Origin of the sequence: Pedococcus bigeumensis (assembly GCF_039531795.1) — a bacterium.
GTDB classification, from domain to species: domain Bacteria; phylum Actinomycetota; class Actinomycetes; order Actinomycetales; family Dermatophilaceae; genus Pedococcus; species Pedococcus bigeumensis.
Genome location: NZ_BAAAQS010000001.1, coordinates 304,736 through 326,661 on the forward strand (window position 1 = coordinate 304,736; position 21,926 = coordinate 326,661).

General features: G+C 71.5%; 22 protein-coding genes. 11 read left to right on the forward strand and 11 right to left on the reverse strand.

The genetic code is table 11. The features are described from left to right. Window position 1: 1 nt before the first annotated feature. The 4 genes from ABD262_RS01510 to glpX all read right to left on the reverse strand — a co-directional run bounded on the left by ABD262_RS01510 (window position 2) and on the right by glpX (window position 4,231). Window positions 2-520, reverse strand: a complete 519-nt coding sequence (locus ABD262_RS01510) for a beta-class carbonic anhydrase (protein ID WP_344130072.1) — start codon at window positions 518-520, stop codon at window positions 2-4. Beyond that, window positions 517-2,196, reverse strand: a complete 1,680-nt coding sequence (locus ABD262_RS01515; RefSeq protein ID WP_344130075.1) for a fumarate hydratase — start codon at window positions 2,194-2,196, stop codon at window positions 517-519. The genes ABD262_RS01510 and ABD262_RS01515 overlap by 4 nt, the downstream gene beginning before the upstream one ends. 74 nt (window positions 2,197-2,270) lie before the next feature. Next, window positions 2,271-3,188, reverse strand: coding sequence for a carbohydrate kinase family protein (locus ABD262_RS01520; RefSeq protein ID WP_344130078.1), 918 nt, complete (start codon window positions 3,186-3,188; stop codon window positions 2,271-2,273). Then, window positions 3,185-4,231, reverse strand: a complete 1,047-nt coding sequence (gene glpX / locus ABD262_RS01525) for a class II fructose-bisphosphatase (protein ID WP_344130081.1) — start codon at window positions 4,229-4,231, stop codon at window positions 3,185-3,187. The genes ABD262_RS01520 and glpX overlap by 4 nt, the downstream gene beginning before the upstream one ends. A gap of 96 nt (window positions 4,232-4,327) precedes the next feature. On the opposite strand from glpX, the gene ABD262_RS01530 reads away from it, so the two are divergent. Beyond that, window positions 4,328-4,885, forward strand: coding sequence for a DUF4245 domain-containing protein (locus ABD262_RS01530; RefSeq protein ID WP_344130084.1), 558 nt, complete (start codon window positions 4,328-4,330; stop codon window positions 4,883-4,885). Between the two features lie 61 nt (window positions 4,886-4,946). On the opposite strand, the gene ABD262_RS01535 is transcribed toward ABD262_RS01530, so the two are convergent. Together ABD262_RS01535 and xseA are read right to left on the reverse strand one after the other, a co-directional pair. Next, window positions 4,947-5,222: an exodeoxyribonuclease VII small subunit gene (locus tag ABD262_RS01535; RefSeq protein WP_344130087.1), complete on the reverse strand. Its 276-nt coding sequence runs from the start codon at window positions 5,220-5,222 to the stop codon at window positions 4,947-4,949. A gap of 11 nt (window positions 5,223-5,233) precedes the next feature. Beyond that, entirely contained in the window at window positions 5,234-6,496 is a 1,263-nt protein-coding gene (gene xseA, locus ABD262_RS01540; protein ID WP_344130089.1) for an exodeoxyribonuclease VII large subunit, read from the reverse strand. A gap of 148 nt (window positions 6,497-6,644) precedes the next feature. On the opposite strand from xseA, the gene ABD262_RS01545 reads away from it, so the two are divergent. The 3 genes from ABD262_RS01545 (at window position 6,645) to ABD262_RS01555 (ending at window position 9,532) form a co-directional block, all read left to right on the forward strand. Further along, complete coding sequence (locus ABD262_RS01545) at window positions 6,645-7,670, forward strand: 4-hydroxy-3-methylbut-2-enyl diphosphate reductase (RefSeq protein WP_344130092.1); 1,026 nt, start codon at window positions 6,645-6,647, stop codon at window positions 7,668-7,670. A 61-nt stretch (window positions 7,671-7,731) separates the two neighbouring features. Further along, window positions 7,732-8,019: a YncE family protein gene (locus ABD262_RS01550; RefSeq protein ID WP_344130095.1), complete on the forward strand. Its 288-nt coding sequence runs from the start codon at window positions 7,732-7,734 to the stop codon at window positions 8,017-8,019. 226 nt (window positions 8,020-8,245) lie between these two features. Then, complete coding sequence (locus tag ABD262_RS01555) at window positions 8,246-9,532, forward strand: cytochrome P450 (RefSeq protein ID WP_344130098.1); 1,287 nt, start codon at window positions 8,246-8,248, stop codon at window positions 9,530-9,532. Here ABD262_RS01555 and ABD262_RS01560 read toward each other — a convergent pair. Continuing rightward, complete coding sequence (locus tag ABD262_RS01560) at window positions 9,469-10,665, reverse strand: DNA recombination protein RmuC (protein ID WP_344130101.1); 1,197 nt, start codon at window positions 10,663-10,665, stop codon at window positions 9,469-9,471. The genes ABD262_RS01555 and ABD262_RS01560 overlap by 64 nt on opposite strands. A 49-nt stretch (window positions 10,666-10,714) precedes the next feature. Here ABD262_RS01560 and ABD262_RS01565 point away from each other — a divergent pair, with 49 nt between their 5' ends. The 6 genes from ABD262_RS01565 (at window position 10,715) to ychF (ending at window position 18,141) form a co-directional block, all read left to right on the forward strand. After that, window positions 10,715-11,605, forward strand: coding sequence for an NUDIX hydrolase (locus ABD262_RS01565; protein ID WP_344130104.1), 891 nt, complete (start codon window positions 10,715-10,717; stop codon window positions 11,603-11,605). Between the two features lie 189 nt (window positions 11,606-11,794). After that, window positions 11,795-12,466 (forward strand): peptidoglycan-binding protein, encoded by a 672-nt coding sequence (locus tag ABD262_RS01570; RefSeq protein ID WP_344130107.1) that lies wholly within the window; start codon window positions 11,795-11,797, stop codon window positions 12,464-12,466. 21 nt (window positions 12,467-12,487) lie between these two features. Beyond that, complete coding sequence (locus ABD262_RS01575; RefSeq protein ID WP_344130110.1) at window positions 12,488-14,893, forward strand: zinc metalloprotease; 2,406 nt, start codon at window positions 12,488-12,490, stop codon at window positions 14,891-14,893. A gap of 69 nt (window positions 14,894-14,962) precedes the next feature. After that, complete coding sequence (locus ABD262_RS01580) at window positions 14,963-15,859, forward strand: thioesterase family protein (protein WP_344130113.1); 897 nt, start codon at window positions 14,963-14,965, stop codon at window positions 15,857-15,859. A 79-nt stretch (window positions 15,860-15,938) separates the two neighbouring features. After that, complete coding sequence (locus tag ABD262_RS01585; RefSeq protein WP_344130116.1) at window positions 15,939-16,892, forward strand: hypothetical protein; 954 nt, start codon at window positions 15,939-15,941, stop codon at window positions 16,890-16,892. 139 nt (window positions 16,893-17,031) lie between these two features. Then, window positions 17,032-18,141: a redox-regulated ATPase YchF gene (gene ychF, locus ABD262_RS01590; RefSeq protein WP_344130119.1), complete on the forward strand. Its 1,110-nt coding sequence runs from the start codon at window positions 17,032-17,034 to the stop codon at window positions 18,139-18,141. Window positions 18,142-18,177: 36 nt separating this feature from the next. Here ychF and ABD262_RS01595 read toward each other — a convergent pair whose 3' ends face one another. From ABD262_RS01595 to trxA, 4 genes are all read right to left on the reverse strand, one after another. Beyond that, complete coding sequence (locus ABD262_RS01595) at window positions 18,178-18,540, reverse strand: hypothetical protein (protein WP_344130121.1); 363 nt, start codon at window positions 18,538-18,540, stop codon at window positions 18,178-18,180. A 560-nt stretch (window positions 18,541-19,100) separates the two neighbouring features. Continuing rightward, window positions 19,101-19,367, reverse strand: coding sequence for a metal-sensitive transcriptional regulator (locus ABD262_RS01600; RefSeq protein WP_344130124.1), 267 nt, complete (start codon window positions 19,365-19,367; stop codon window positions 19,101-19,103). A 74-nt stretch (window positions 19,368-19,441) separates the two neighbouring features. Continuing rightward, complete coding sequence (locus tag ABD262_RS01605; protein ID WP_344130126.1) at window positions 19,442-19,846, reverse strand: DUF302 domain-containing protein; 405 nt, start codon at window positions 19,844-19,846, stop codon at window positions 19,442-19,444. A 32-nt stretch (window positions 19,847-19,878) separates the two neighbouring features. Beyond that, the gene (gene trxA, locus ABD262_RS01610) at window positions 19,879-20,247 is read right to left on the reverse strand and encodes a thioredoxin (protein WP_344130129.1); all 369 of its coding nucleotides are present in this window, start codon (window positions 20,245-20,247) and stop codon (window positions 19,879-19,881) included. 227 nt (window positions 20,248-20,474) lie between these two features. On the opposite strand from trxA, the gene ABD262_RS01615 reads away from it, so the two are divergent. After that, window positions 20,475-21,884, forward strand: a complete 1,410-nt coding sequence (locus tag ABD262_RS01615) for a rhodanese-like domain-containing protein (protein ID WP_344130132.1) — start codon at window positions 20,475-20,477, stop codon at window positions 21,882-21,884. Window positions 21,885-21,926 lie beyond the last annotated feature (42 nt).

Below are 21,926 nucleotides of genomic sequence, written 5' to 3' on the forward strand. Positions count from 1 at the left end.
CTCAGACCAGCCGTTCGAGCAGCCCGGTGTCGACGTCGTAGATGAAACCGCCCACGGCGACCTGGTCGCCGATCAGCGGGTGCGACCGCACCGCCCGCACGTCGGCCATCAGCGCCGCGCGCTGGTCCTCGACGACGTGGAAGCCCTGCCACGACGCGTCCTGGCCGGCGGATGCGCCGACCCGCTCGCGCAGCTCGGCCTCGGTGCTGCTCGCCATGGCGCAGCGGGTGTGGGGGACGATGAGGATGCGGTCGACCCCGAGCAGGTGCACGCCGAGCACGAGGGCCTCGAGCGCGTTGGCGGTGACGCGTCCGCCGGGGTTGCGGAAGATCTTGGCGTCGCCGGGCTCGAGCCCGACCAACCGCAGCGGGTCGATCCGGGAGTCCATGCACGTGACGATGGCGACGCCGGCATGGGCGATGCCGTCGAAGCCGCCGGTCGCGAAGTCGGTCGTGGCGTAGGCGCGGTTGGCCTCGAGGAGGTCGTCGAATCCCTTGTTGGCAGCGTGTTGTTCGGTCACAGTAGCCCCGGTCGTTTCGGGATGGACATGGCCATCGGTTTGATCGTGGATGCGAAGAAGTCGTTGCCCTTGTCGTCGACGACGATGAACGCGGGGAAGTCCTCGACCTCGATCTTCCACACCGCCTCCATGCCGAGCTCGGGGTACTCGAGCACCTCGACCGACTTGATGCAGTCCTGGGCGAGCCGGGCCGCGGGACCGCCGATCGACCCGAGGTAGAACCCGCCGTGGGCGGCACACGCGTCGGTGACCTGCTTGGAGCGGTTGCCCTTGGCCAGCATCACCATCGAGCCACCGGCCGCCTGGAACTGGTCGACGTAGGAGTCCATCCGGCCGGCGGTGGTCGGGCCGAACGACCCGCTCGCGTAGCCCTCAGGGGTCTTGGCCGGACCGGCGTAGTAGACGGCGTGGTCCTTGAGGTACTGCGGCATGCCGTCGCCGGCGTCGAGCCGTTCCTTGATCTTGGCGTGCGCGATGTCGCGGGCGACCACCAGCGGTCCGGAGAGGGACAGCCTGGTCTTGACGGGGTACTTGGTGAGCTCGGCCCGGATCTCGTCCATCGGCCGGTTGAGGTCGATGCGCACCACGTCGTCGCCCTCGTCCTCGAGGTGCTCGTCAGTGGTCTCGGGCAGGAACCGCGCCGGGTCCTTCTCGAGCACCTCGATGAAGACTCCCTCGGGGGTGATCTTGCCGAGGGCCTGTCGGTCGGCCGAGCAGGAGACGGCGATGGCGATGGGCAGGGAGGCGCCGTGTCGGGGCAGTCGCACCACGCGCACGTCGTGGCAGAAGTACTTGCCACCGAACTGCGCCCCGATCCCGAAGTTGCGGGTCAGCTCGAGGACCTGCTCCTCCAGCTCGGTGTCGCGGAAGCCGTGGGCGGTGACCGAGCCCTCGCGCGGCAGCTCGTCGAGGTACTTGGCCGACGCGTACTTCGCTGTCTTCAGGGCGAACTCGGCGCTGGTCCCGCCGATGACGATGGCCAGGTGGTAGGGCGGGCAGGCCGACGTGCCGAGGCTGCGGAGCTTCTCGTCGAGGAAGGCCAGCATGCGCTCGGGGTTCAGGACCGCCTTGGTCTCCTGGTAGAGGAACGACTTGTTCGCGCTGCCGCCACCCTTGGCCATGAACAGGAACTTGTATGCCGTCTCGTGCCCCTCGGCCGTGTCGGCGTAGAGCTCGATCTGGGCCGGCAGGTTGGAGCCGGTGTTCTGCTCCTCCCACGTCGTGATGGGGGTCATCTGCGAGTAGCGCAGGTTGAGCCGGGTGTAGGCGTCGTAGACACCCTGGGCGATGGCTCGCTCGTCGGAGCCCGGCGTGAGGACCTGCTGGCCCCGCTTGCCCATGACGATCGCCGTGCCGGTGTCCTGGCACATGGGCAGCACGCCACCCGCGGCGATGTTGGCGTTCTTGAGCAGGTCGAGCGCCACGAACTTGTCGTTGTTGCTGGCCTCCGGGTCGTCGATGATCCGGCGGAGCTGGGCCAGGTGCGCGGGGCGCAGGTAGTGCGCGATGTCGTGCATGGCCGTCTCCGTCAGCCTGCGCAGCGCCTCGGGCTCGACCTGGAGGAAGGTGCGACCGCCGGGGCCCTCGACCGTGGAGACGCCTTCGGTGGTCAGCAGCCGGTACTCGGTCTGGTCGGGACCGATCGGCAGCAGGTCTTCGTACTCGAACTCGGCCATCGGGTCGTCGTGCTCCTGTCCTCGGGTCTCGCGGCGGCGCTGCCGCCGGTCAGCCCAGTGGTCGTCGGGTGGTGCTACAGCTCGTCCAGTGCCGGGGCGTACGCACCGGCTCGGCCGACGGTCACGGCACTGGTGGCCAGACCACGCTCGACCGCGGGCCGGACCTCCTCCAGTGTCGCGCTGCGCAGCCGGTCGCGCGCACCCGGGTCGCCGAGCAGTCCGGCGACCACGAGCCCGGAGACCAGTCCGGCCATGAACGAGTCTCCGGCGCCCACGGTGTCGACGACGTGCTCCGCCCGGGTGCCCGCGCGGCCGAGTCCGGGGTCGCCGGCCACCCGGTAGACGACGCCGTCGGCACCGAGGGTGACCACCGCGACCGAGGCCCCGAGCCCCACCCACGCGGCCATCACCCGCTCGGGCGACTGGCCGGCATACAGCAGCGCGAGGTCGTCCTCGCTCGCCTTGACCACGTCGCTCAGGGCCACCAGCTCCTCGACCCGGTCGCGCACGGGGTCGAGGTCGCCCATGATGCTCGGCCGGATGTTGGGGTCGTAGGAGACCGTGCCCTGGGACCGGACGGCCCGGAGCGCGGCGGTGACGCTGGCGGCGCCGGGCAGCAGGACCGTGGCGATCGAGCCGGTGTGGACGTGTCCGGTGCCCTCCACGAGGTCGATCTCGGGCAGGTCCCAGTGCAGGTCGAACTCGTAGGAGGCGGCCCCGCTCTCGTCGAGCGTGGCCACCGCCGTGGACGTGGGGTCGGCGCCGAAGCTCTCCGGGAGGACGTGGACGCCGTGGCCGGCCAGGTGGGCGGCAATCCGCTCGCCTCGCGGGTCGTGGCCGAGCCAGCCCGCGAAGTCGACGTCGTGACCCAGCCGGGCCAGGCCCATGGCCACGTTCGCGGGACTGCCGCCGACGTGCTCGGTGCGCTTCCCGGAGGAGTCGGCGACGATGTCGACCAGCGCCTCGCCGACCACGAGCAGCCGGGGGCTCACGACGCACTCCCGGGACCGGCGTGGTCGAAGTCCACGGACGAGTAGGCGCGCAGCTTGGCCAGCTGGTGGTGGCTCTCGATCAGCCGGATCGTGCCTGACTTGGAGCGCATCACCAAGGAGTGGGTCGTGGCGCCTCCCGCCCGGTAGCGGACGCCCTTGAGCAGCTCGCCGTCGGTGATGCCGGTCGCCACGAAGAAGCAGTTCTCGCCGGTGACGAGGTCGTCGGTCGACAGCACCCGGTCGAGGTCGTGACCGGCGTCGACGGCGCGCTGACGCTCGTCGTCGTCCTGCGGCCACAGCCGACCCTGGATGACCCCGCCGAGGCACTTGATGGCACAGGCGGTGATGATCCCCTCGGGGGTCCCGCCGATCCCCAGCAGCAGGTCGATGCCGGTGTCGTCGCGGGCCGCCATGATCGCGCCGGCGACGTCACCGTCGGAGATGAACCGCAGCCGCGCCCCGGCGTCGCGCACCTCTGCGGCCAGCTTCTGGTGGCGCGGGCGGTCGAGCATGACCACCGTGACGTCCTCGACGGTCTCCTTCTTGGCCTTGGCGATCCGCTTGATGTTCTCGGCCACGGGCAGACGGATGTCGACGACGTCGGCCGCCTCCGGGCCGGTCACGAGCTTGTCCATGTAGAACACCGCGGACGGGTCGTACATGCTGCCGCGGTCGGAGACTGCCAGCACCGACACGGCGTTGGACTGCCCCTTGGCGGTCAGCGTCGTGCCGTCGATCGGGTCGACCGCCACGTCGCACTCGGGGCCGACGCCGTCGCCGACCTCCTCGCCGTTGTAGAGCATCGGGGCGTCGTCCTTCTCGCCCTCACCGATGACCACGACACCTTTCATCGAGACCGTGCTGATCAGCGCCCGCATGGCCTCGACCGCGGCCCCGTCGGCGCCGTTCTTGTCGCCTCGCCCCACCCAGCGACCGCCGGCCATCGCGGCCGCCTCGGTCACCCGCACGAGCTCGAGGGCGAGGTTGCGGTCGGGCGCCTCGACACCGACGCGCAAGGAGGAGGGGAGGTGCTGCTCGGACATGCATCGATCCTTCACGCGACGGCGGGTGAGCGCCCGCAGCCTATCGGTGGAGGGGGCAGTTGGCGCCGGGGTGCCCCGGTCGTGGACGATGGGGGCGTGAGCACGCCAGCGCCCCGCAGTTCCTACGCCAACGGCTCCGTGGCCAACATGGTCCGGTCGCTGGTCGTGATCGGCGTGATCGTGGCTGCCCTCATCGCCATCGTGCCCCGGGTCAACAGCGTCTCGCAGCCTCCCGTCGACGTGGCCGGGGCCTCGGTCGAGGTGGCCAGGACGAGCGGGTGGCCGATCGAGCGCCCCGAGGCCCTGCCCGACGGGTGGAAGGCCACCAGCGTGCGCTACGTCCGCTCCACCGGCGGCCTGATGACCTGGCACGCCGGCTACCAGTCACCCACCGGCAACTACATCGCCATCGAGCAGACCAAGGACGCCACCGACGAGTGGGTGTCCGCGCAGACCAACCGCGCCACCAAGACCGGTGACGTGCAGGCGGCCGGCCAGACCTGGGGCACCTACGTCCGCAGCGGCAAGGTGCAGAACAGCCTCGTCCACCGCGCGCAGACCCCGGCCGAGCTCACGACGATCGTGACCGGCACGGGCACCTTCGACGAGCTGACCGCCTTCGCCGAGACGCTCCGCCCCGTCCCGACCAGCTGACGAACCCTCGCTGACGAACCCTCGCTGACGAACTCTGGGTGGGTCACCCGGCGGGAAGTCGTCAGCGGGTCGGGTCCGCGTCGTCGTCCTGGGTGAGGGCGGCCTCGGCCCCGTCGAGCCACGTGCTGCAGTGCGCCGCCAGGGCCTCACCGCGCTGCCACAGGCGCATGCTCTCCTCGAGGCCGAGCTGGCCGCCCTCGAGCTGGGCGACCACGCCGATCAGCTCGTCGCGGGCCTGCTCGTAGGACAGGTCGGCGACGTCGTCGAAGGCGCCGCCCGTCTCGACGGTGCTGTCGGTCCCGACGGCGGGCGTCGCCTTGTCTGCTCCCTTGGCCATGGTGGAGGAGCCTAACCGGAGGAGCCCGGGAGGCCGACGACGCGCGCGGCGAAGTCGCCCCGCGCGACCCGCACCCGGAGCACCTCGTCGACCGTCACGTCGGCCTGGTCCATGACCACGCGCCCGTCGCGGTGCTGCACCACGGCATAACCACGCTCGAGGGTCGACAGCGGCGAGAGGGTGCTGACCTGGGCCCGGAGGTGGGCGATCTGGTCCGCGGCGCGGTGGACCGACGCGAGGACCCGGCGGTGGGCGCGGTCGGTCAGGGCGTCGAGCTCCTGGCGCCGGGCGTCGATCATCGCCGCCGGCCGGGCCATGACCGGGCGCGAGCGCAGGGCGATCAGGTGGCGTCGCTCGCTGGCGATCCGTGCCTGCAGCGCGCGCCGGCCGCGGTCGCGCGAGTGGCGCACACCGTGTCGCTCGGCCTGGGCGTCGGGCACCACCCGCTTTCCCGCATCGGTGGGGGTGGAGGCGCGCCAGTCGGCCACGTGGTCGAGCAGGGGGGTGTCGACGTCGTGGCCGATCGCCGAGACCACCGGGGTCCGGGCGGCCGCGACCGCGCGGACCAGGGCCTCGTTGCTGAACGGCAGGAGGTCCTCGACCGAGCCGCCCCCGCGGGCGATGACGATGACGTCGACATCGGGACGGCCGTCGAGCTCCTGGAGCGCGGCCATCACTTCCTGCACCGCGTTGCCGCCCTGCACTGCGACCTCGCGGATCTCGAAGCGGACCGTGGGCCAGCGGCGGCGGGCGTTCTCGACGACGTCCTTCTCGGCGGCACCGGCCCGCCCGCAGACGAGCCCGACCCTGCGCGGCAGGAACGGCAACGGCTTCTTGCGGTCGGCGTCGAACAGGCCCTCCGAGGCGAGGGTGCGCTTGAGGTGCTCGACCCGGGCGAGGAGCTCGCCGACCCCGACGGGCCGGATCTGGCGGGCGTCGAGCATGAGCGAGCCACGCTGGGTCCAGAAGACCGGCTTGGCCTGCAGGACGACCCGGGCCCCTTGGGTGAGGGGAGTCGCCATGGCGTCGAGGGCATTGACCTGGATCGCGACCGAGAGCGACATGTCGACATCGGGATCGCGCAGCGTGAGGTAGGCGGTGCGCTGGCCCGGGCGACGGGTCAGCTGGACGACCTGGCCCTCGACCCAGAGCACCGACATCTTTTCGACGTACTCCGCGATGCGCATGCTCAGCAGCCGCACCGGCCACGGCGACTCCGCCGAGGTGTCGGCGGCCTTCTCGGGCAGCGCCGGTCGCTGGTCTGGGCCGCTCACGCGCCCACTCTAGGAGGTGGGGCCGTCACCGGGACGCGCCCACACCCGCGCGCCACGGCCGGCAGTGGGCGGTATGCCGCGTGGTGACCACGCGGCATACCCCGCCGGCGGATTGGGGTGGCCGACGACGGCCACCTACGATGGAGCCATGACCCAGACGACTGACCAGGCCACCAAGCGCGTGCTGCTGGCTGCCCCGCGCGGGTACTGCGCAGGCGTCGACCGGGCCGTGGTGACCGTCGAGAAGGCCCTCGAGCTCTACGGGCCGCCGGTCTACGTCCGCAAGGAGATCGTCCACAACAAGCACGTGGTCACGACGCTGGAGAAGCGCGGCGCGATCTTCGTCGAGGAGACCGACGAGGTGCCCGAGGGTGCGACCGTCATCTTCTCCGCCCACGGGGTGGCCCCGGTGGTCCACGAGGAGGCCAAGGCCCTCAACCTCAAGACGATCGACGCGACCTGCCCGCTGGTCACCAAGGTGCACCGCGAGGCGGTCCGCTTCGCCAGCGACGACTTCGACATCCTGCTGATCGGCCACGAGGGGCACGAGGAGGTCGTCGGCACCTCGGGTGAGGCCCCCGAGCACATCACCCTGGTCGACGGTCCCGACGACGTCGCCAACGTGACGGTCCGCGACCCGGAGAAGGTGGTCTGGCTCTCCCAGACCACGCTGTCGGTCGACGAGACGATGGAGACGGTGCGCAGGCTGCGGGAGCGCTTCCCGTCGCTGCAGGACCCGCCCAGCGACGACATCTGCTACGCCACCCAGAACCGCCAGCTGGCCGTGAAGCAGATGGCGCCGGAGTGCGACCTGATGATCGTCGTGGGCTCGCGCAACTCGTCCAACTCGGTGCGGCTCGTCGAGGTCGCGATCGAGCACGGCTCGCGGGCCGGCCACCTGGTGGACTACGCCGACGAGATCGACGAGGCGTGGCTCGAGGGGGTCTCGACGGTGGGGGTCACCTCGGGGGCGTCCGTGCCCGAGCTGCTGGTGCGCGACGTCCTCGCCTACCTCGGCGAGCGTGGTTATGCCGACGTGTTGCCCGTGGTGGCTGCCGAGGAGAGCCTGCTCTTCTCGCTGCCCAACGAGATCCGGCGCGACCTCAAGGCCCGTGGGCTGAGCGACAAGATGCGGCACGACGGCGCGTTCGAAGAGGCCGGCTTACTCCACTGAGGCAAGGTGACGGACGGCCGGCTACGTCGCGGCGACCAAGGGCAGGGTCTGGGTCTCCAACGTGAGGTCCGGCACCGTGACCGGCCTCGACGCGACCACCCTCGCTCCGGTGGGCCCGCCCGCCCCCGCAGGTGCCAGCCCGGTGAACCTCAAGGCCTCGGCCGACGGCGCCTGGGTGTGGGTGCCCGACGACGTGGGCGACCTCGTCACCCGGATCGACACCACGTCGAGCCAGGCGGTCGAACGCCTCCAGGTGGGGCCCGGTCCCGCGGTGGTCGCCCCCAGCGCCGACGGTGTGTGGGTCACGCACTTCGACGACGGCAGCGTCTGGCACCTCGTCCTCGGGTGACGACCGGCTGCCGGCCATTCGGGTGACGACCGGCTGCCGGCCACTCGGGGGTCGTCGCGGACGCCGACTCGTTGCCCCCTGCGCCGCACTCGCCGGAACATTTCGGGCATCGGGAGGCAAGGGGTGGCAAGCCGTCGAGGGGCGGACCGCAGGCTTCGGTCACGACGCGGTCCCGGAACTGCCAGCCTGACCGTGGGGACGCCGCCACGCGGGTACCGTCTGACCCATGATCGGCTTGACCACTGCGCGGGCGCGCCTCACGCAGCGGCTCATCGCCCGGGCCACGGGCGGCGGCCCCGTCGACCTGACGAGCCTGGAAGCCGTACCCCGGCGGCTGTTGCGCCCACTACGGCGCTCCGGCCTCGATCCCGTGCACCGGATCGGCACCAGCGCGCCGGAGCCGGTCCACCGGCTGGCGCACATGTTCGGGATGAACATCTGGCTCGTCTCGGGCCACGCGGAGGTCAAGGCCGTCCTGGCCGACCAGCGCCGGTTCAGCAACGACATCCGGCCTTACGTGGGCGCGGCCGGAGCCAGCGTCGGGGGTCTGGGTTTCACCGACGCGCCCGAGCACACCCGGCTGCGGGCCCTGCTCACGCCCGAGTTCACCATGCGCCGGATCAACCGGCTGGCCCCGCGGATCGAGGCCATCGTCGATGACCAGCTCGACCGGATGGAGGCCCACGGACCGGTCGTCGACCTCGTCGAGCACTTCGCCTTCCCGATCCCGTTCCTCGTCATCTGCGAGCTGCTCGGGCTCCCGGTGGGGGACCGAGAGCGGTTCCGGAGCCTGAGCCACGCGCGGTTCGACGTCACCGCGGGCGGTGCCGGCGCCTTCGGGGCGATCTCACAGAGCCAGCTCTTCCTGCTCGACGCCACGCGCAAGCAGCGGGTCGACCCGGGTGACGGCCTCCTGGGCAGGATCCTCGCGGCGGTGGGCGACGACGTCAGTGACGAGGAGGTCGCCGGGCTCGCCGACGGCGTCTTCACCGGCGGGTACGAGACCACGGCCAGCATGCTCGCCCTGGGATCGCTGGTCCTGCTGCGCGACCGCAAGCACTTCGAGCTGGTCCGTGACGACGACACCTCCATCGACCGCGTCGTGGAGGAGATGCTGCGCTACCTCAGCGTCGTGCAGATCGCCTTCCCGCGGTTCGCCAAGGAGGACCTCGAGCTCTTCGGTAAGACGATCCACAAGGGCGACGTGGTCATCGCGGCCCTCAGCCGGGCCGACCGTGACCACCGGATCGGCCCCGACCTCGGCTCCTTCGACCCCCACCGGCCGCCGTCCTCGCACGTGGCGTTCGGTTACGGGTTCCACCGCTGTGTCGGCGCCGAGCTGGCCCGGCTCGAGCTGCGGATCGCCTTTCCCCGGCTGGTCCGCCGCTTCCCGGAGCTGGCGCTCGCGGCCGCACCCGAGTCGCTGCAGTTCCGCGACCAGTCGATCGTCTACGCGGTCGACTCCCTGCCGGTCCACCTCGGCGGCAGCTCGGGGTCGTCGAAGTCCAGCTGAGGACGCTCGGCGTCGGCCGTGGCGGCCTCGATCAGCTCCATCGCGGTGAGCACCCTGGGGCCGGTCTCGAGCGGTAGGGGGGTGGGCAGTGGCCGCTCGACGACCCCGGCCTCGTGCATCCGCCGGGCCGAGACCAGCACCCGGGACTCGAGGGCGCCGACCATCTGGTTGTAGGCCTCGACCGAGCGCTGCAGCGCGGTGCCCATGCGCATGGTGTGGCTGCCGAGGGTGCCCAACCGGTCGTAGAGGTCGCGTCCCAGGGTCATGACCTCGCGGGCGTGCGCGGTCAGGGCGTCCTGCTGCCAGGTGAACGCGACCGTCCGCAGCAGCGCGAGCAGCGCGCCAGGACCAACGAGCACGACGCGACGTGACATGGCGTCCTCGTGCAGGGCCGGGTCGGCCGACAGGGCGGCCGCAAGCATGGCGTCACTCGGGACGAAGCAGACCACCATCTCGGGCGAGTTCTCGAACGCGGTCCAGTAGTCCTTGGCCGCGAGCGCCGTGACATGCGACTTGAGCGACGCGGCGTGCGACCGCAAGAGCTCCCTTCGTTCGGCCGCGGGCAGGTCGTCGGCCTGGGCGCCGAGGAAGGCTCCCATCGGTGCCTTGGAGTCGATGACGAGGTACTTGTCGCCGGGCAGGCGCACGACGACGTCGGGGCGCACCTGGCGCTGGTGCCGGCTCACCCGGCTCACCTGCTCGTCGAAGTCACACCGCGCGAGCATGCCGGCGTGTTCGAGCACCCGGCGCAGCTGGACCTCGCCCCAGGCCCCGCGGACCGTCGAGGAGTTGAGGGAGCCGGCCAGCGACTGGGTCTGGCGACCCAGGGCGGTGGTGGACTCGTGCACCGCGGCCATGGTCGTCTCGAGCGCCGCGAACTGGCTGGTGCGGTCGCGCTCGAGCGTGCCGACCTGCTGCTCGACCCGCACCAGGGCGTCGCGCAGGGGAGCGAGGGCTGCGGCGGTCTGGGCGTCGTCCGAGACCGCAGCCTCGAGGTCGACCACGCGCTCGCGCAGGAGGTCGACCTCGGTGCGCGCCGACGCGAGGGCCGCGGCAGCAGACCCGCGCGCGCTCCACCACCCGGCGGCGCCACCGACGACCAGACCGAGGATGAGGATGCCCACGAGTTCCATGGACAGGACCATCCCACCTGGCGCCGACAGCCGTGTCTAGGCTGGCCGGGTGCCCATCGCAGAGCTGACCGACGGTGACGACCTCGTCCTGCGAGGCCTGCCGGTCGAGGACGACGGCAGCGCCGCGTTCGAGGTCGTCTGGGAAGGCGAGCAGGTGGGGCGCGTCGAGGTCATCGAGGACGGGTCCGGCGACGCCGACCTGATCTGGGCCGTCGTGGCCGAGTACCGCGAGGTCGGCATCATCGAGCGGGCCCTGCGGCTGGCCATCGCCTGGACGTTCGACACGCTCGAGGTGCACCGCGTCGAGGCACGGGTGCCGGTCGTCGACCGGCCGGGAGTCCGTGCGGCGGTGCGTGCCGGGTTGCGCAAGGAAGGCGTCGCCCGCGGCGCGCTGGCCGGTCCGGGCCGCCGGGTCGACACGATGGTGCTCGCGCGCCTGCGCGACGACGCCGAGCCCGACAGCCGCGAGGGCTTCATCGCGCTGCTCAACTCCTCGCTGCCCACCAAGCGCGCCATCGCCCAGGGCGTGCTGCGCGACCCCGACGGCCGCGTGCTGCTCTGCGAGCTCACCTACAAGGCCGAGTGGGACCTGCCCGGCGGCGTCGTCGACCCCTCGGAGTCGCCGGCCGAGTGCGTGGTCCGCGAGGTCAGGGAGGAGCTCGCGATCGACGTCGAGGTGCGGGCCCTGCTCGCGGTCAACTGGCTGCCACCGTGGCGCGGCTGGAACGACGCCACCGTCTTCGTCTTCGACCTCGGTGTCGCCGACACCGGCCTGATCGCACGGACCACCCTGGAGCGCAGGGAGATCCGCGCGCTGCACTTCGCCGACGAGGAGGAGTGGGAGCAGCGGGTGGCGCCGTACAACCAGCGGCTGCTCGCCTTCCTCGCCGCCCATGGCGGCCCCACGGCATACCTCGAGGACGGGCTCCCGGCGCTGTGAGGTGAGGTCGACCGGGCGTGCCGCGGGCGGCCGGTCGGCAAGGCCGGCTGCCGTGGTGCGCCCTGCTGGGCCAGCCTGTCAGCACCATCGCCGCAGGTCAGGGCGCCGACCGAGGTGCGCCACCGGCCAGGGACGGGGTAGTCTCGCGGGGTCATTGGGCCGGGGGAAACCGTCGACACGGAGTGCACCATGACTGACTCGAGCATGCCGCCGCTGACCGCGGACGAGCTGGCCGCCGAGGGCGGCACCGCCCTGCCCGACAAGGAGGTCATCAGCCTCCTCGACCTGAACGCCGACCTCGACATCGGCCTCGACGCCGCTGCGCCGATCGACCTCGCGGTGGCGGCCAACGCCAACGTGGCGGCGCCGATCGACGCTGCCGTGGGTGCGAACATCCTGTCCGCCGGCTCCGAGGCCCAGGCCATGGCGGACCAGGGCGTCCTGATCGACCAGGGCATCACCGGCGAGGCCGTGGCCGATGCCGGGCAGGACTCCACGATCGACCAGGCCGCCGAGGCGCCGGCGACGGACGTGCCCACCGATGCCACGACGGCCCCGACCGACGGCGCGACGACCCCGACCGATGCGACCAGGGCGGCCACCAGCGCCGGTGCGCTGGACGGCAACCTGCTCAACGTCGACGTCGACCTCGCCGCCGACCTCGACCTCGCCGCGCCGATCGCCGGCGCGGTGGCGGCGAACGCCAACGTCGCGGCGCCGATCGACGCCGCGGTGGCCGCGAACATCGGGTCGATCGACTCCGACGCCGTGGCGCTGGCCCAGCAGGACGCGATCATCGTCCAGGACATCGACGCCGACGCGGATGCGACGACCGACCAGTCGTCAGACATCTCCCAGTAGTCGGCGCGAGCTCTCGCTGACGTGACTCCCTTCGAGGGGCCGGGTGCCCCCGACGCACCCGCCGACGTCCACGACGAGGCGGCCGCGCCCCCACCGCACGGTGGGGGTGCGGTGCCCGTGCGCGCCGACGGGGTGCAGCTCCTCGGGGAGGTGCCCGGTTCGGGTTACCGCGTCGCGCCTGCGCTCGTGCGCCGGGGCGACGGCCAGGCGATCCAGCTGACCCCGCTGCTGTATGCCGTGCTGGCGCAGGTGGACGGTCGGCGGACCCACGCGCAGGTGGCCGACGCCGTGGGCGCCGCCGTGGGACGCCAGGTGTCCGAGGCGGACGCCGAGACGTTGTGCGACAGGCTGCGCACCCTCGGCGTCCTCACGAAGGCGGACGGTTCGGAGCCGGAGGTCCGGCGCTCGAACCCGTTGCTGGCCTTGCGGTTCAAGTACGTCGTGTCCGACCCGGAGGCCACCAGGCGGATCACCGCCCCCTTCGCCTGGCTCTTCGCGCCAGTCGTCGTGGTGGTCCTGGTCGCCGCGTTCCTCGCCGTGTGCGGCTGGGTGCTCCTGCACAAGGGACTCGCGTCGGCCACCCACCAGGCGTTCGCCCAGCCGGCCCTGCTGCTGGCCGTGTTCGCGCTGACCGTCGTCTCGGCCGGCTTCCACGAGTTCGGGCACGCGGCGGCCGCTCGCTACGGCGGCTCGACACCGGGGGCGATGGGCACCGGCCTCTACCTCGTGTGGCCGGCGTTCTACACCGACGTCACCGACAGCTACCGGCTCGGTCGGGCGGGACGGGTGCGCACCGACCTCGGTGGCCTCTACTTCAACGCCATCGTCGCGGTGGCGATGTTCGGCGTCTGGTGGGGCACGGGCTGGGACGCGATCCTGCTGATCATCGCGACCCAGGTGCTCCAGATGGTGCGCCAGCTGGCCCCCCTCGTGCGGTTCGACGGCTACCACGTCCTCGCCGACGTCACCGGGGTGCCCGACCTCTACCACCGGATCAAGCCGACGCTCGTGGGCCTGCTCCCCCGACACTGGAACGACCCGGGGGCCAGGGTGCTCAAGCCCTGGGCCAGGGCCGTGGTCACCACGTGGGTCGTCCTCGTGGTGCCCGTCCTGCTGTTCTCCCTCGTGATGATGGTCCTGAGCTTCCCGCGCGTAGCCGGCACGGCGTGGGCCTCCGTCGGGCGGCAGTGGGCGCGGCTCGAGACCCAGCTCGCCGACGGCGACGTGCTCGCCGTGGTGGTGCGGGTGCTGTCGATCGTCGCCATCGCCCTGCCGGTGCTGGGCGTCGTGTTCATCGTCTCCCGCGTCGCCAAGCAGGTCGTGGCCGGCACCTGGCGGGCCACCGAGGACCGTCCGGTGCGGCGCGCGGTGGCCGGCCTGGTCGCGCTGGCCGTGGTGGCCGGGCTGGCCTGGTCCTGGTGGCCGCAGCCGGGCACCTACCGACCGATCCAGGCCTACGAGCGGGGCACCCTGGCCGACGGGGTCTCCAGCACGCTGCGCTCGGGCACCCCGACCACGCTGCAGGAGGGCCGTCAGGGCGCGGGCCGTGCGGTGTGGCCGCAGGGCGCGGCGCTGCCCACGGCGGAGTCGCCGCAGCTGGCGGTCGTCATGGTGCCGCGCGGCGGCCAGGCGGCGGCCGGCGGCCAGCAGCTGCCCACATGGGTCTTCCCGTTCAACCGCCCCTTGCCGCCGGGTGAGGGCGGCAACCAGGCGATGGCCGTCAACACCAAGGACGGCTCCGCGCTCTACGACGTCGCGTTCGCCCTGGTCTGGGCCGACGGGGACACGGTGGCGAACACCAACGAGGCGTATGCCCTGGCGTCCTGCACCGGGTGCCAGACCGTGGCCGTCGCCTTCCAGGTCGTCCTGATCGTGGGGAACGCCGACGTCGTCGTCCCCGAGAACGTCGCCGCGGCCGTCAACTACGGCTGCGTCCAGTGCGTCACCCAGGCGCTCGCGACCCAGCTCGTCGTGACCTTGTCGGGCCCCCTCAGCGCCCAGAGCAGCGCCGAGCTCGCGGCGCTGTGGAAGGAGATCTCCGCCTTCGGCGACTCGATCCAGGACGTCCCGCTCAGCGAGCTGCAGGAGCGGCTGACCGAGTTCGAGCGCCAGATCCTGGCCATCGTCCAGAAGGACCCGGCCTGGGTGGAGCCGACGACGGGCAGCACGCCCACCGCGTCGACGTCGACCGGCCCGGCCGGCACGACGTCGCCCACCACGGGCGCGAGCGGCTCCTCGACCGGTGGCCCGCCGGCGTCCAGCTCCTCCTCGACCGCCTCCGGGTCGTCGTCGTCCTCGAGCAGCTCGTCGGGGCCGACTGGCACCACCGACCCGACCGCGTCCACGACCGAGCCGACGCAGCCCCAGCCAGCCCCGACCACGACCGCCGCAGCGGGGGACGTGGCGGACGCCACGGCCACGCCCTGACCGGCCGCCGCGCGGCATACCCTCCAGTGACGTCAGGTATGCCGCGCAGCGCACGGATGGGAGCAGCGAGTGGTCAACGGGGCCAGCGAGTTCGACGCGGGGTCAGCGGTCTCGGCACGAGACGGCGAGGACGGGGTCTATGACGCGGCCCTCGGCGAGGGTTGGCGGATCGGCGGGGGAGTCAACGGCGGGGTGTTGCTGGCCATCGCCGGTCGGGCGCTCGCCGCGGAGTTCGGCACCGCGGACGGCGACCGTCCGGCCCATCCCGACCCGTTGGCGATCAGCGCCTACTACCTGACGCCTGGTGCGCCCGGGCCCGCGACCGTGCGCACCTCCGTGGTCCGCCGGGGCCGGGCCGTGTCGACCGGCCAGGCCTCGCTGCTGCAGGACGACGGCGGGGGTGGCGAGGTCGAGCGGGTGCGCTTCCTCGCGACCTACGGCGACCTCGCGTCGGTCGACGGGGACCTCACCACGTCGGCGCAGCCGCCGGACCTGCCCCCGCCGGACCGCTGCGTCTCGGCGGCCCAGGCGCCGCCGGACTTCCTCAAGCACGCCTCACTGCTCCAGCGGCTCGACATGCGCCTCGACCCGGCCACCACCGGCTGGGCGGTCGGCAAGCCGTCGGGCAACGGTGTCATCCGGGGGTGGCTGCGGATGGCCGACGGTCGCGAGCCTGACCCGCTCCTGCTGCTCCTGGCGGTCGACGCCCTGCCGCCGGTCGCGTTCGAGCTGGGGCTGCCCGGGTGGACGCCCACCCTCGAGCTCACCGCGCACGTGCGGGCGCGTCCGGCGCCCGGCTGGCTGCGGGTCAGCCTCACCAACCGCACGCTGGCCGGGGGCTTCCTCGAGGAGGACGCGGAGGTCTGGGACAGCGAAGGTCGGCTGGTGGCCCTGTCGCGGCAGCTGGCCAGGGCGTCAGCGCCGCCGCCGGTCCCGCCGTCCGCGTCGCCGCTCGCAGGAGCCTGACCCCGGGAGCCTGACCCCGGGAGGTATCTGGGCGGCTCGTCGCGTCTCCTTTCCGACACACCAACTGGGGGGAGTTGTCATGACGAAGATCGAGCTCAGGCTGGACCACCTGCAGTGCCGGGTGCAGGGGGACGCCTCGGGGGGCTCCGAGCCCTACCTGTGGCCGGTGCTGATGTGGGTCACCGACCAGACCATCGGCACGCCGACACCGGTGCGTGCCAACCACCCCCACACTCCGCGGACCGTCCTGGCACAGAACGTCACCGCCGGGACGGGGCTCGCGGTGCCGGCCGCCGCGGGGACGGTGCGGACCCAGCTCGACGCCGGGGACACGCTCCGCAAGGCCATCGCGGTGGTCTCGCTGCTGGAGAACGACGACACCCCGGACCACGTGGTGGTCGCGGCCTACAACCGGTACGTCGAGGCCCTGCCGGACGCCGTCGCGGCCCACCTGCTCGAGCTCGCGAGCGACGACGACGAGGTGGTCGCGGCGGCCACCGCGGCCGTGCGCGACGAGGCGAGCTCGGCCGTGCACAGCGCCGGCTCGGACGAGATGACGTGGTGGGAGAAGGTCAAGGTGGGCGTCGGCTCGCTGAACCTCGACGACGAGATCGGTGCGGAGTTCGCGAGCACGACCACCACGAAGGACCTCGGGCTGACGTTCCAGCAGAGCATCACCATCGGAAGCCAGACCGTGCTCACCCAGGACTGGCGGCTCAGCGGGGCCCTGGTCGTCGACCACCGCATCGACCTCTGCGCCGCACAGGCGCTGGCGGTCAACCAGGCCAAGGTCCAGCGCGACCAGGTGCTGGCCCAGCTGCGGGCGCTCCAGACGCAGTGGGCGCAGGCGAGCGCCCTCGAGAAGCCGGGCATCAAGCTCGAGATCGACGAGGTGCGCGAGATCCTGGCCGGCGCCGAGGCCGCAGTGGCCGCGGCCGAGGCGGCCCTGGCCGCGTGCCGCGTGAGGCACGTCCGCGACATACCGACCCATGTCCTCGACCACGTCCTCGAGGCACGGTTCGACCTGCACTGACCTGGGTGTGCACGCAACCTTTGCTAGCAAAGCTTGCCCAGTCGTGGACAGCATGCAACCTGTCCATCAAGCACTAACCTGTGCTAGCAAAGGTTGCGTGTCGGGGTCGGCTCCGGACCGCCGGTAGACTCTCGGCCTTGTGGCTCTCACTATCGGAATCGTCGGCCTGCCCAACGTGGGCAAGTCCACGATGTTCAACGCCCTGACCAAGAACAACGTGCTCGCGGCGAACTACCCGTTCGCGACGATCGAGCCGAACGTCGGGGTGGTCCCGCTGCCGGACGCGCGCCTGAAGCGGCTGGCCGAGATCTTCGGCTCCGAGCGCATCCTGCCCGCGACCGTGTCGTTCGTCGACATCGCCGGCATCGTGCGCGGGGCGTCGGAGGGCGAGGGCCTGGGCAACAAGTTCCTCGCCAACATCCGGGAGGCCGACGCGATCTGCCAGGTGGTGCGGGCGTTCGAGGACGGCGACGTCGTCCACGTCGACGGCAAGGTCTCGCCCGAGTCCGACATCGAGACGATCCACACCGAGCTGATCCTCGCCGACCTGCAGACCCTCGAGAAGGCCGTGCCGCGGCTCGAGAAGGAGTCGCGGATCCAGAAGGAGAAGAAGGCCACCCTCGACAACGCCGTGGCGGCGCAGAAGGTGCTCGAGGAGGGCCACACCCTGTATGCCGCGGGCGCCGCTGCCGGGGTCGACCTCGCCGAGGCGCGGGGCCTGGGCCTGCTGACGACCAAGCCGTTCATCTACGTGTTCAACCTCGACGAGGACCAGCTGTCCAACGCCGAGCTGCAGGAGTCGCTGCGGGCGCTGGTGGCGCCCGCCGACTCGGTGTTCCTCAACGCCAAGCTCGAGATGGACCTCATGGACATGGATCCGGACGAGGCCATGGAGCTGCTCGAGTCGTTCGGCGCCGAGGAGTCCGGGCTCGACCAGCTCGCCCGCACCGGCTTCCACACGCTGGGGCTGCAGACCTACCTCACGGCCGGCCCCAAGGAGTCCCGTGCGTGGACGATCGGCCGGGGCTGGACCGCGCCGCAGGCGGCCGGGGTCATCCACACCGACTTCCAGCGCGGCTTCATCAAGGCCGAGATCGTGTCCTACGAGGACCTCGACGCGATGGGCTCGATGGCCGCGGCGAAGGCCGCCGGCAAGGTCCGCATGGAGGGCAAGGACTACGTGATGTCCGACGGCGACGTGGTCGAGTTCCGCTTCCAACAGGCGTCAGGGACGGGCGGCAAGAAGTAGCAGTACCGCCCGCATCGCGGCATGAGCGGACGTTGCCTACCCCCGGAGTTCGGTGAGCGCGATCCACACAATGGCCAACGCAACCAGCACTCGACGGACCCAGATAGCGAACTCGACGGGCCAGTTCGCTCGCTGTCCCAGCTCACGCACGCGCCAGTCCAGAGGACTCGACACAGGCCGTCGAGTGAGGTGGCGTTCAATCCCGCCGGGGGGACTTTCATCGAGGCTGAAGGTGAGCAACAGCCCGAAAGCCACGACGCACGCCAGCATGGGAATCATCTGCTGAAGGAGTCCGAAAACGATGAATCCAAGCCCGAGTGCCGATACGGCAGCGATGACGAGCAGCTGGTGGCGAGCGTGTGCCACGGTCACCGGCGACGACTCCTGCTTCGTATCCACGTGGGGAGAGTATCCCCGGACGCCCCTCTAAGGTCCTCCACTTTTGGCAAGGATTCGAGCTCGCTCAACGCGGCATGAGCGGACGTTGGCGAGGGGCTGCGCCTATCCTGCGGATGTGACCCCACAGGAGGCGCCCCGCGGCCCGATCCCTTGGAATCGGCCCGCGCTCGGCTGGGGTGCTACCTCGCTGACGGCGGGCATCCTGTTCGCGGTGGTCGGTAGCTGGGTCTGGGCGCAGCCTGAAGATGGGACCGACGCCGCCGGGATGTTTGCTCTATCCCTCTACTTCATGGCGGTTCCTGCGCTCGTGGCCGGAGTGGCTCTGATCGGGTTCGGGTTGTGGAGGCGAAGGCACCCTCCACGACGAAAGGCCGCGCCGATGTGGCATCCGGACCCTTGGAGGGAGGCGCAGTGGCGCTTCTGGGACGGCGACCGATGGACTCACTTCACGTCATGACACGCATGCGCGCTCATCGGCTATGTCAGGACGGCTGAGGCGTGGAGTTCCGCTTCAACGTCTGAGACGCGCACGGCCGGTCGGCCGGTCGGCCTGTCCCAGGTCAGGCCAGGGTGAGGAACAGCTTCTCCATGGCGGCCTGGTCCTCCGCGTTGACGCCGTCGGGCGAGGTGAGGCACTGGCGCATGCCGGTGGAGACGATGGCGAACCCCGCGCGGTCGAGGGCGCGGTTGACGGCCGCCAGCTGGGTGACGACGTCCTTGCAGTCCCGGCCTTCCTCGATGAGGCGGATGACACCGCCGAGCTGGCCTTGGGCGCGGCGGAGCCGGTTGATGACGGGAGTCATGTCGTCGGGGTTGAGCGTGACCATGGGTCGTCCTTCGGGTTGGGCTGGGGCAGGGGATGGGTGGGGCGGGACCACGCGGACCGGGCGCGTTGACGAGGTCAGGTGGTGAGGGTGCCGTCGAGGGACACCAGGGCATTGGTGAGCAGCTCGCGGGCCTCGCTGGCGACGTCGGAGAGGGCCTGGTTGCCGGTCATCGTGACCATGACGGTTGGGTCCAGGGCCTCGACGAGGGTCTCACCGTCCTTCAGGGCGCGAACGACCACGTTGCACGGCAGGAGCAGCCCGATGGACGGCTCCACCGAGACCGCAGCGTGGGCGAGCGGGGGGCGACAGGCGCCGAGGATGACCTGAGAGGGGATCTCGGCGCCGATCCTGGCCTTGAGCGTGCCCGCGAGGTCGATCTCGGTGAGGACCCCGAACCCCTGGTCGGCGAGGGCCGAGCGGGTGGCCGCCAGGACCTGCTCGAACGGCCGGTCGACGGTGGTGCTCAGGGCGTAGCCCATGGCGTGCTCCTTCTGAGGGTGCTCGGCGGTTGTCAGGCGGTTTGCTGCTGGGCGGCGAGCTGGGCGCGGACCTCGCCCATGTCGAGGGCGCGGACGCCCTCGATGACCTGCTCGAGCGCTGCCGCCGGGAGGGCTCCGGGCTGGGAGAACACGAGGATCCCGTCACGGAACGCCATCAGTGTCGGGATGGACGTGATCCTTGCCGCGCCGGCGAGGGCCTGCTCGACCTCGGTGTCGACCTTGCCGAAGACGATGTCGTCGTGCTTGGCCGACGAGGCCTCGAACACCGGCGCGAACTGGCGACACGGACCGCACCAGGAGGCCCAGAAGTCGACGAGGACGATGCCGCCCGCGGTGATGGTGGACTCGAAGTTCTGGCCGGTGAGGGTTGTGGTGCTCATGCTTTCTCCTTGGTCTGCTGAGGCTGAGGATATACCTGCTGGGGTATGCAGCGCTCCAGCACTCGTGCGCATTCCCGAGGCGGCTGCATACCCCATAGGGTACCTGAGAAGTAAGGTTCCTCGATTTGAGGGAATGCCCCCAGGGGTACTACCGTTGGCTCTGTCAGATACCCCGCCAGGTATCCACTCTGCCCGCGCCGACTGCACCAGGTCGAGGAAGGACCCCCATGATCAGCACCGCCACGAGTGTTGGCCTCCCGGTCATCATCCCCATCGACACCCCCACCCTCGGGGACCGCTCCTACCTGGCCCACGACGGTCAGCTGGCCGTCGTCATCGACCCGCAGCGCGACATCGACCGCGTCCTGGCCGTCGCCTCGGAGGCCGGCGTGCGGATCGCGGAGGTCTTCGAGACGCACATCCACAACGACTACGTCACCGGCGGCCTCGCGCTCGCCGAGGCGACCGGCGCGCGGTACCACGTCAACGCAGCGGATGAGGTGTCGTACGCCCGCTCGCCGATCAGCGACGGTGACGTCGTCGACGTGTCGCCCACGATGCGGGTGCGGGCCATCGCCACTCCCGGCCACACCTTCACGCACCTGTCCTACGCCCTGGAGGCGGCCCCGGGTGCCGGCGGTGAGCTCGAGCCGATCGGGGTGTTCACCGGCGGGTCGTTGCTCTTCGGCGCCACCGGCCGGCCGGACCTGCTCGGCCACACGCACACCCACGACCTGGTGCACCACCAGTTCGCCTCGGCGCACCGCCTCGCCGAGGAGCTGCCGGAGCGCACCCACGTCCTGCCGACGCACGGGTTCGGGTCGTTCTGCTCAGCCGGGTCCACCGGGGATGCCATCGCGTCCACGATCGGGACCGAGAAGCGTCAGAACCCCGCACTGACCCAGGACGAGGAGCAGTGGGTCGCCGACACCCTCGCCGGTCTGGATGCCTACCCCGCCTACTACGCGCACATGGCCCCCCTGAACAGCTCCGGGCCCAGCGCTCCCGACCTGTCGGCACCCGAGCAGGCCGACAAGGATGCCTTGGCGGCACGCATCACGGCCGGCGAGTGGGTGGTCGACCTGCGCACCCGCACGGCGTTCGCGGCGGGCCACGTCACCGGCACCTTCAACTTCGGGCTCGACGGCCAGTTCGCCACCTACCTCGGGTGGCTGATCCCGTGGGGCACGCCACTGACGCTGCTCGGCGACAGCCCGGAGCAGGTGGCCGAGGCCCAGCGCGAGCTGGTGCGCATCGGCATCGACCAGCTTCATGGTGCCGCCACCGGCGGCCCCGAGGAGTGGACCGACCGCCCGCTCGGGACGTTCGGGCGGGCCGTCTTCGCCGACCTCGCGCAGGTGCGGCACCACCGCCAGGTCGCCGTGCTGGACGTCCGCCGCACCTCCGAATACGCCGACGGGCACATCGAGGGCGCGGTCAACATCCCACTGCACGAGCTGCTCGCCCGGGTCGACGAGATCCCCGACGGCGAGGTCTGGGTGCACTGCGGCGTCGGCTACCGCGCATCGGTGGCAGCGTCGGTCCTGGCCGCCCGCGGCACCTCCGTGGTCGCTGTCGACGACAGCTTCACCGAGCACGCCGCCGCATCCGGGCTGCCCGTCGTCCAAGCCGCCTGAGCGCCCGCTCGGCTCCATCCCGCCAGCACGTCCAACCCCCCT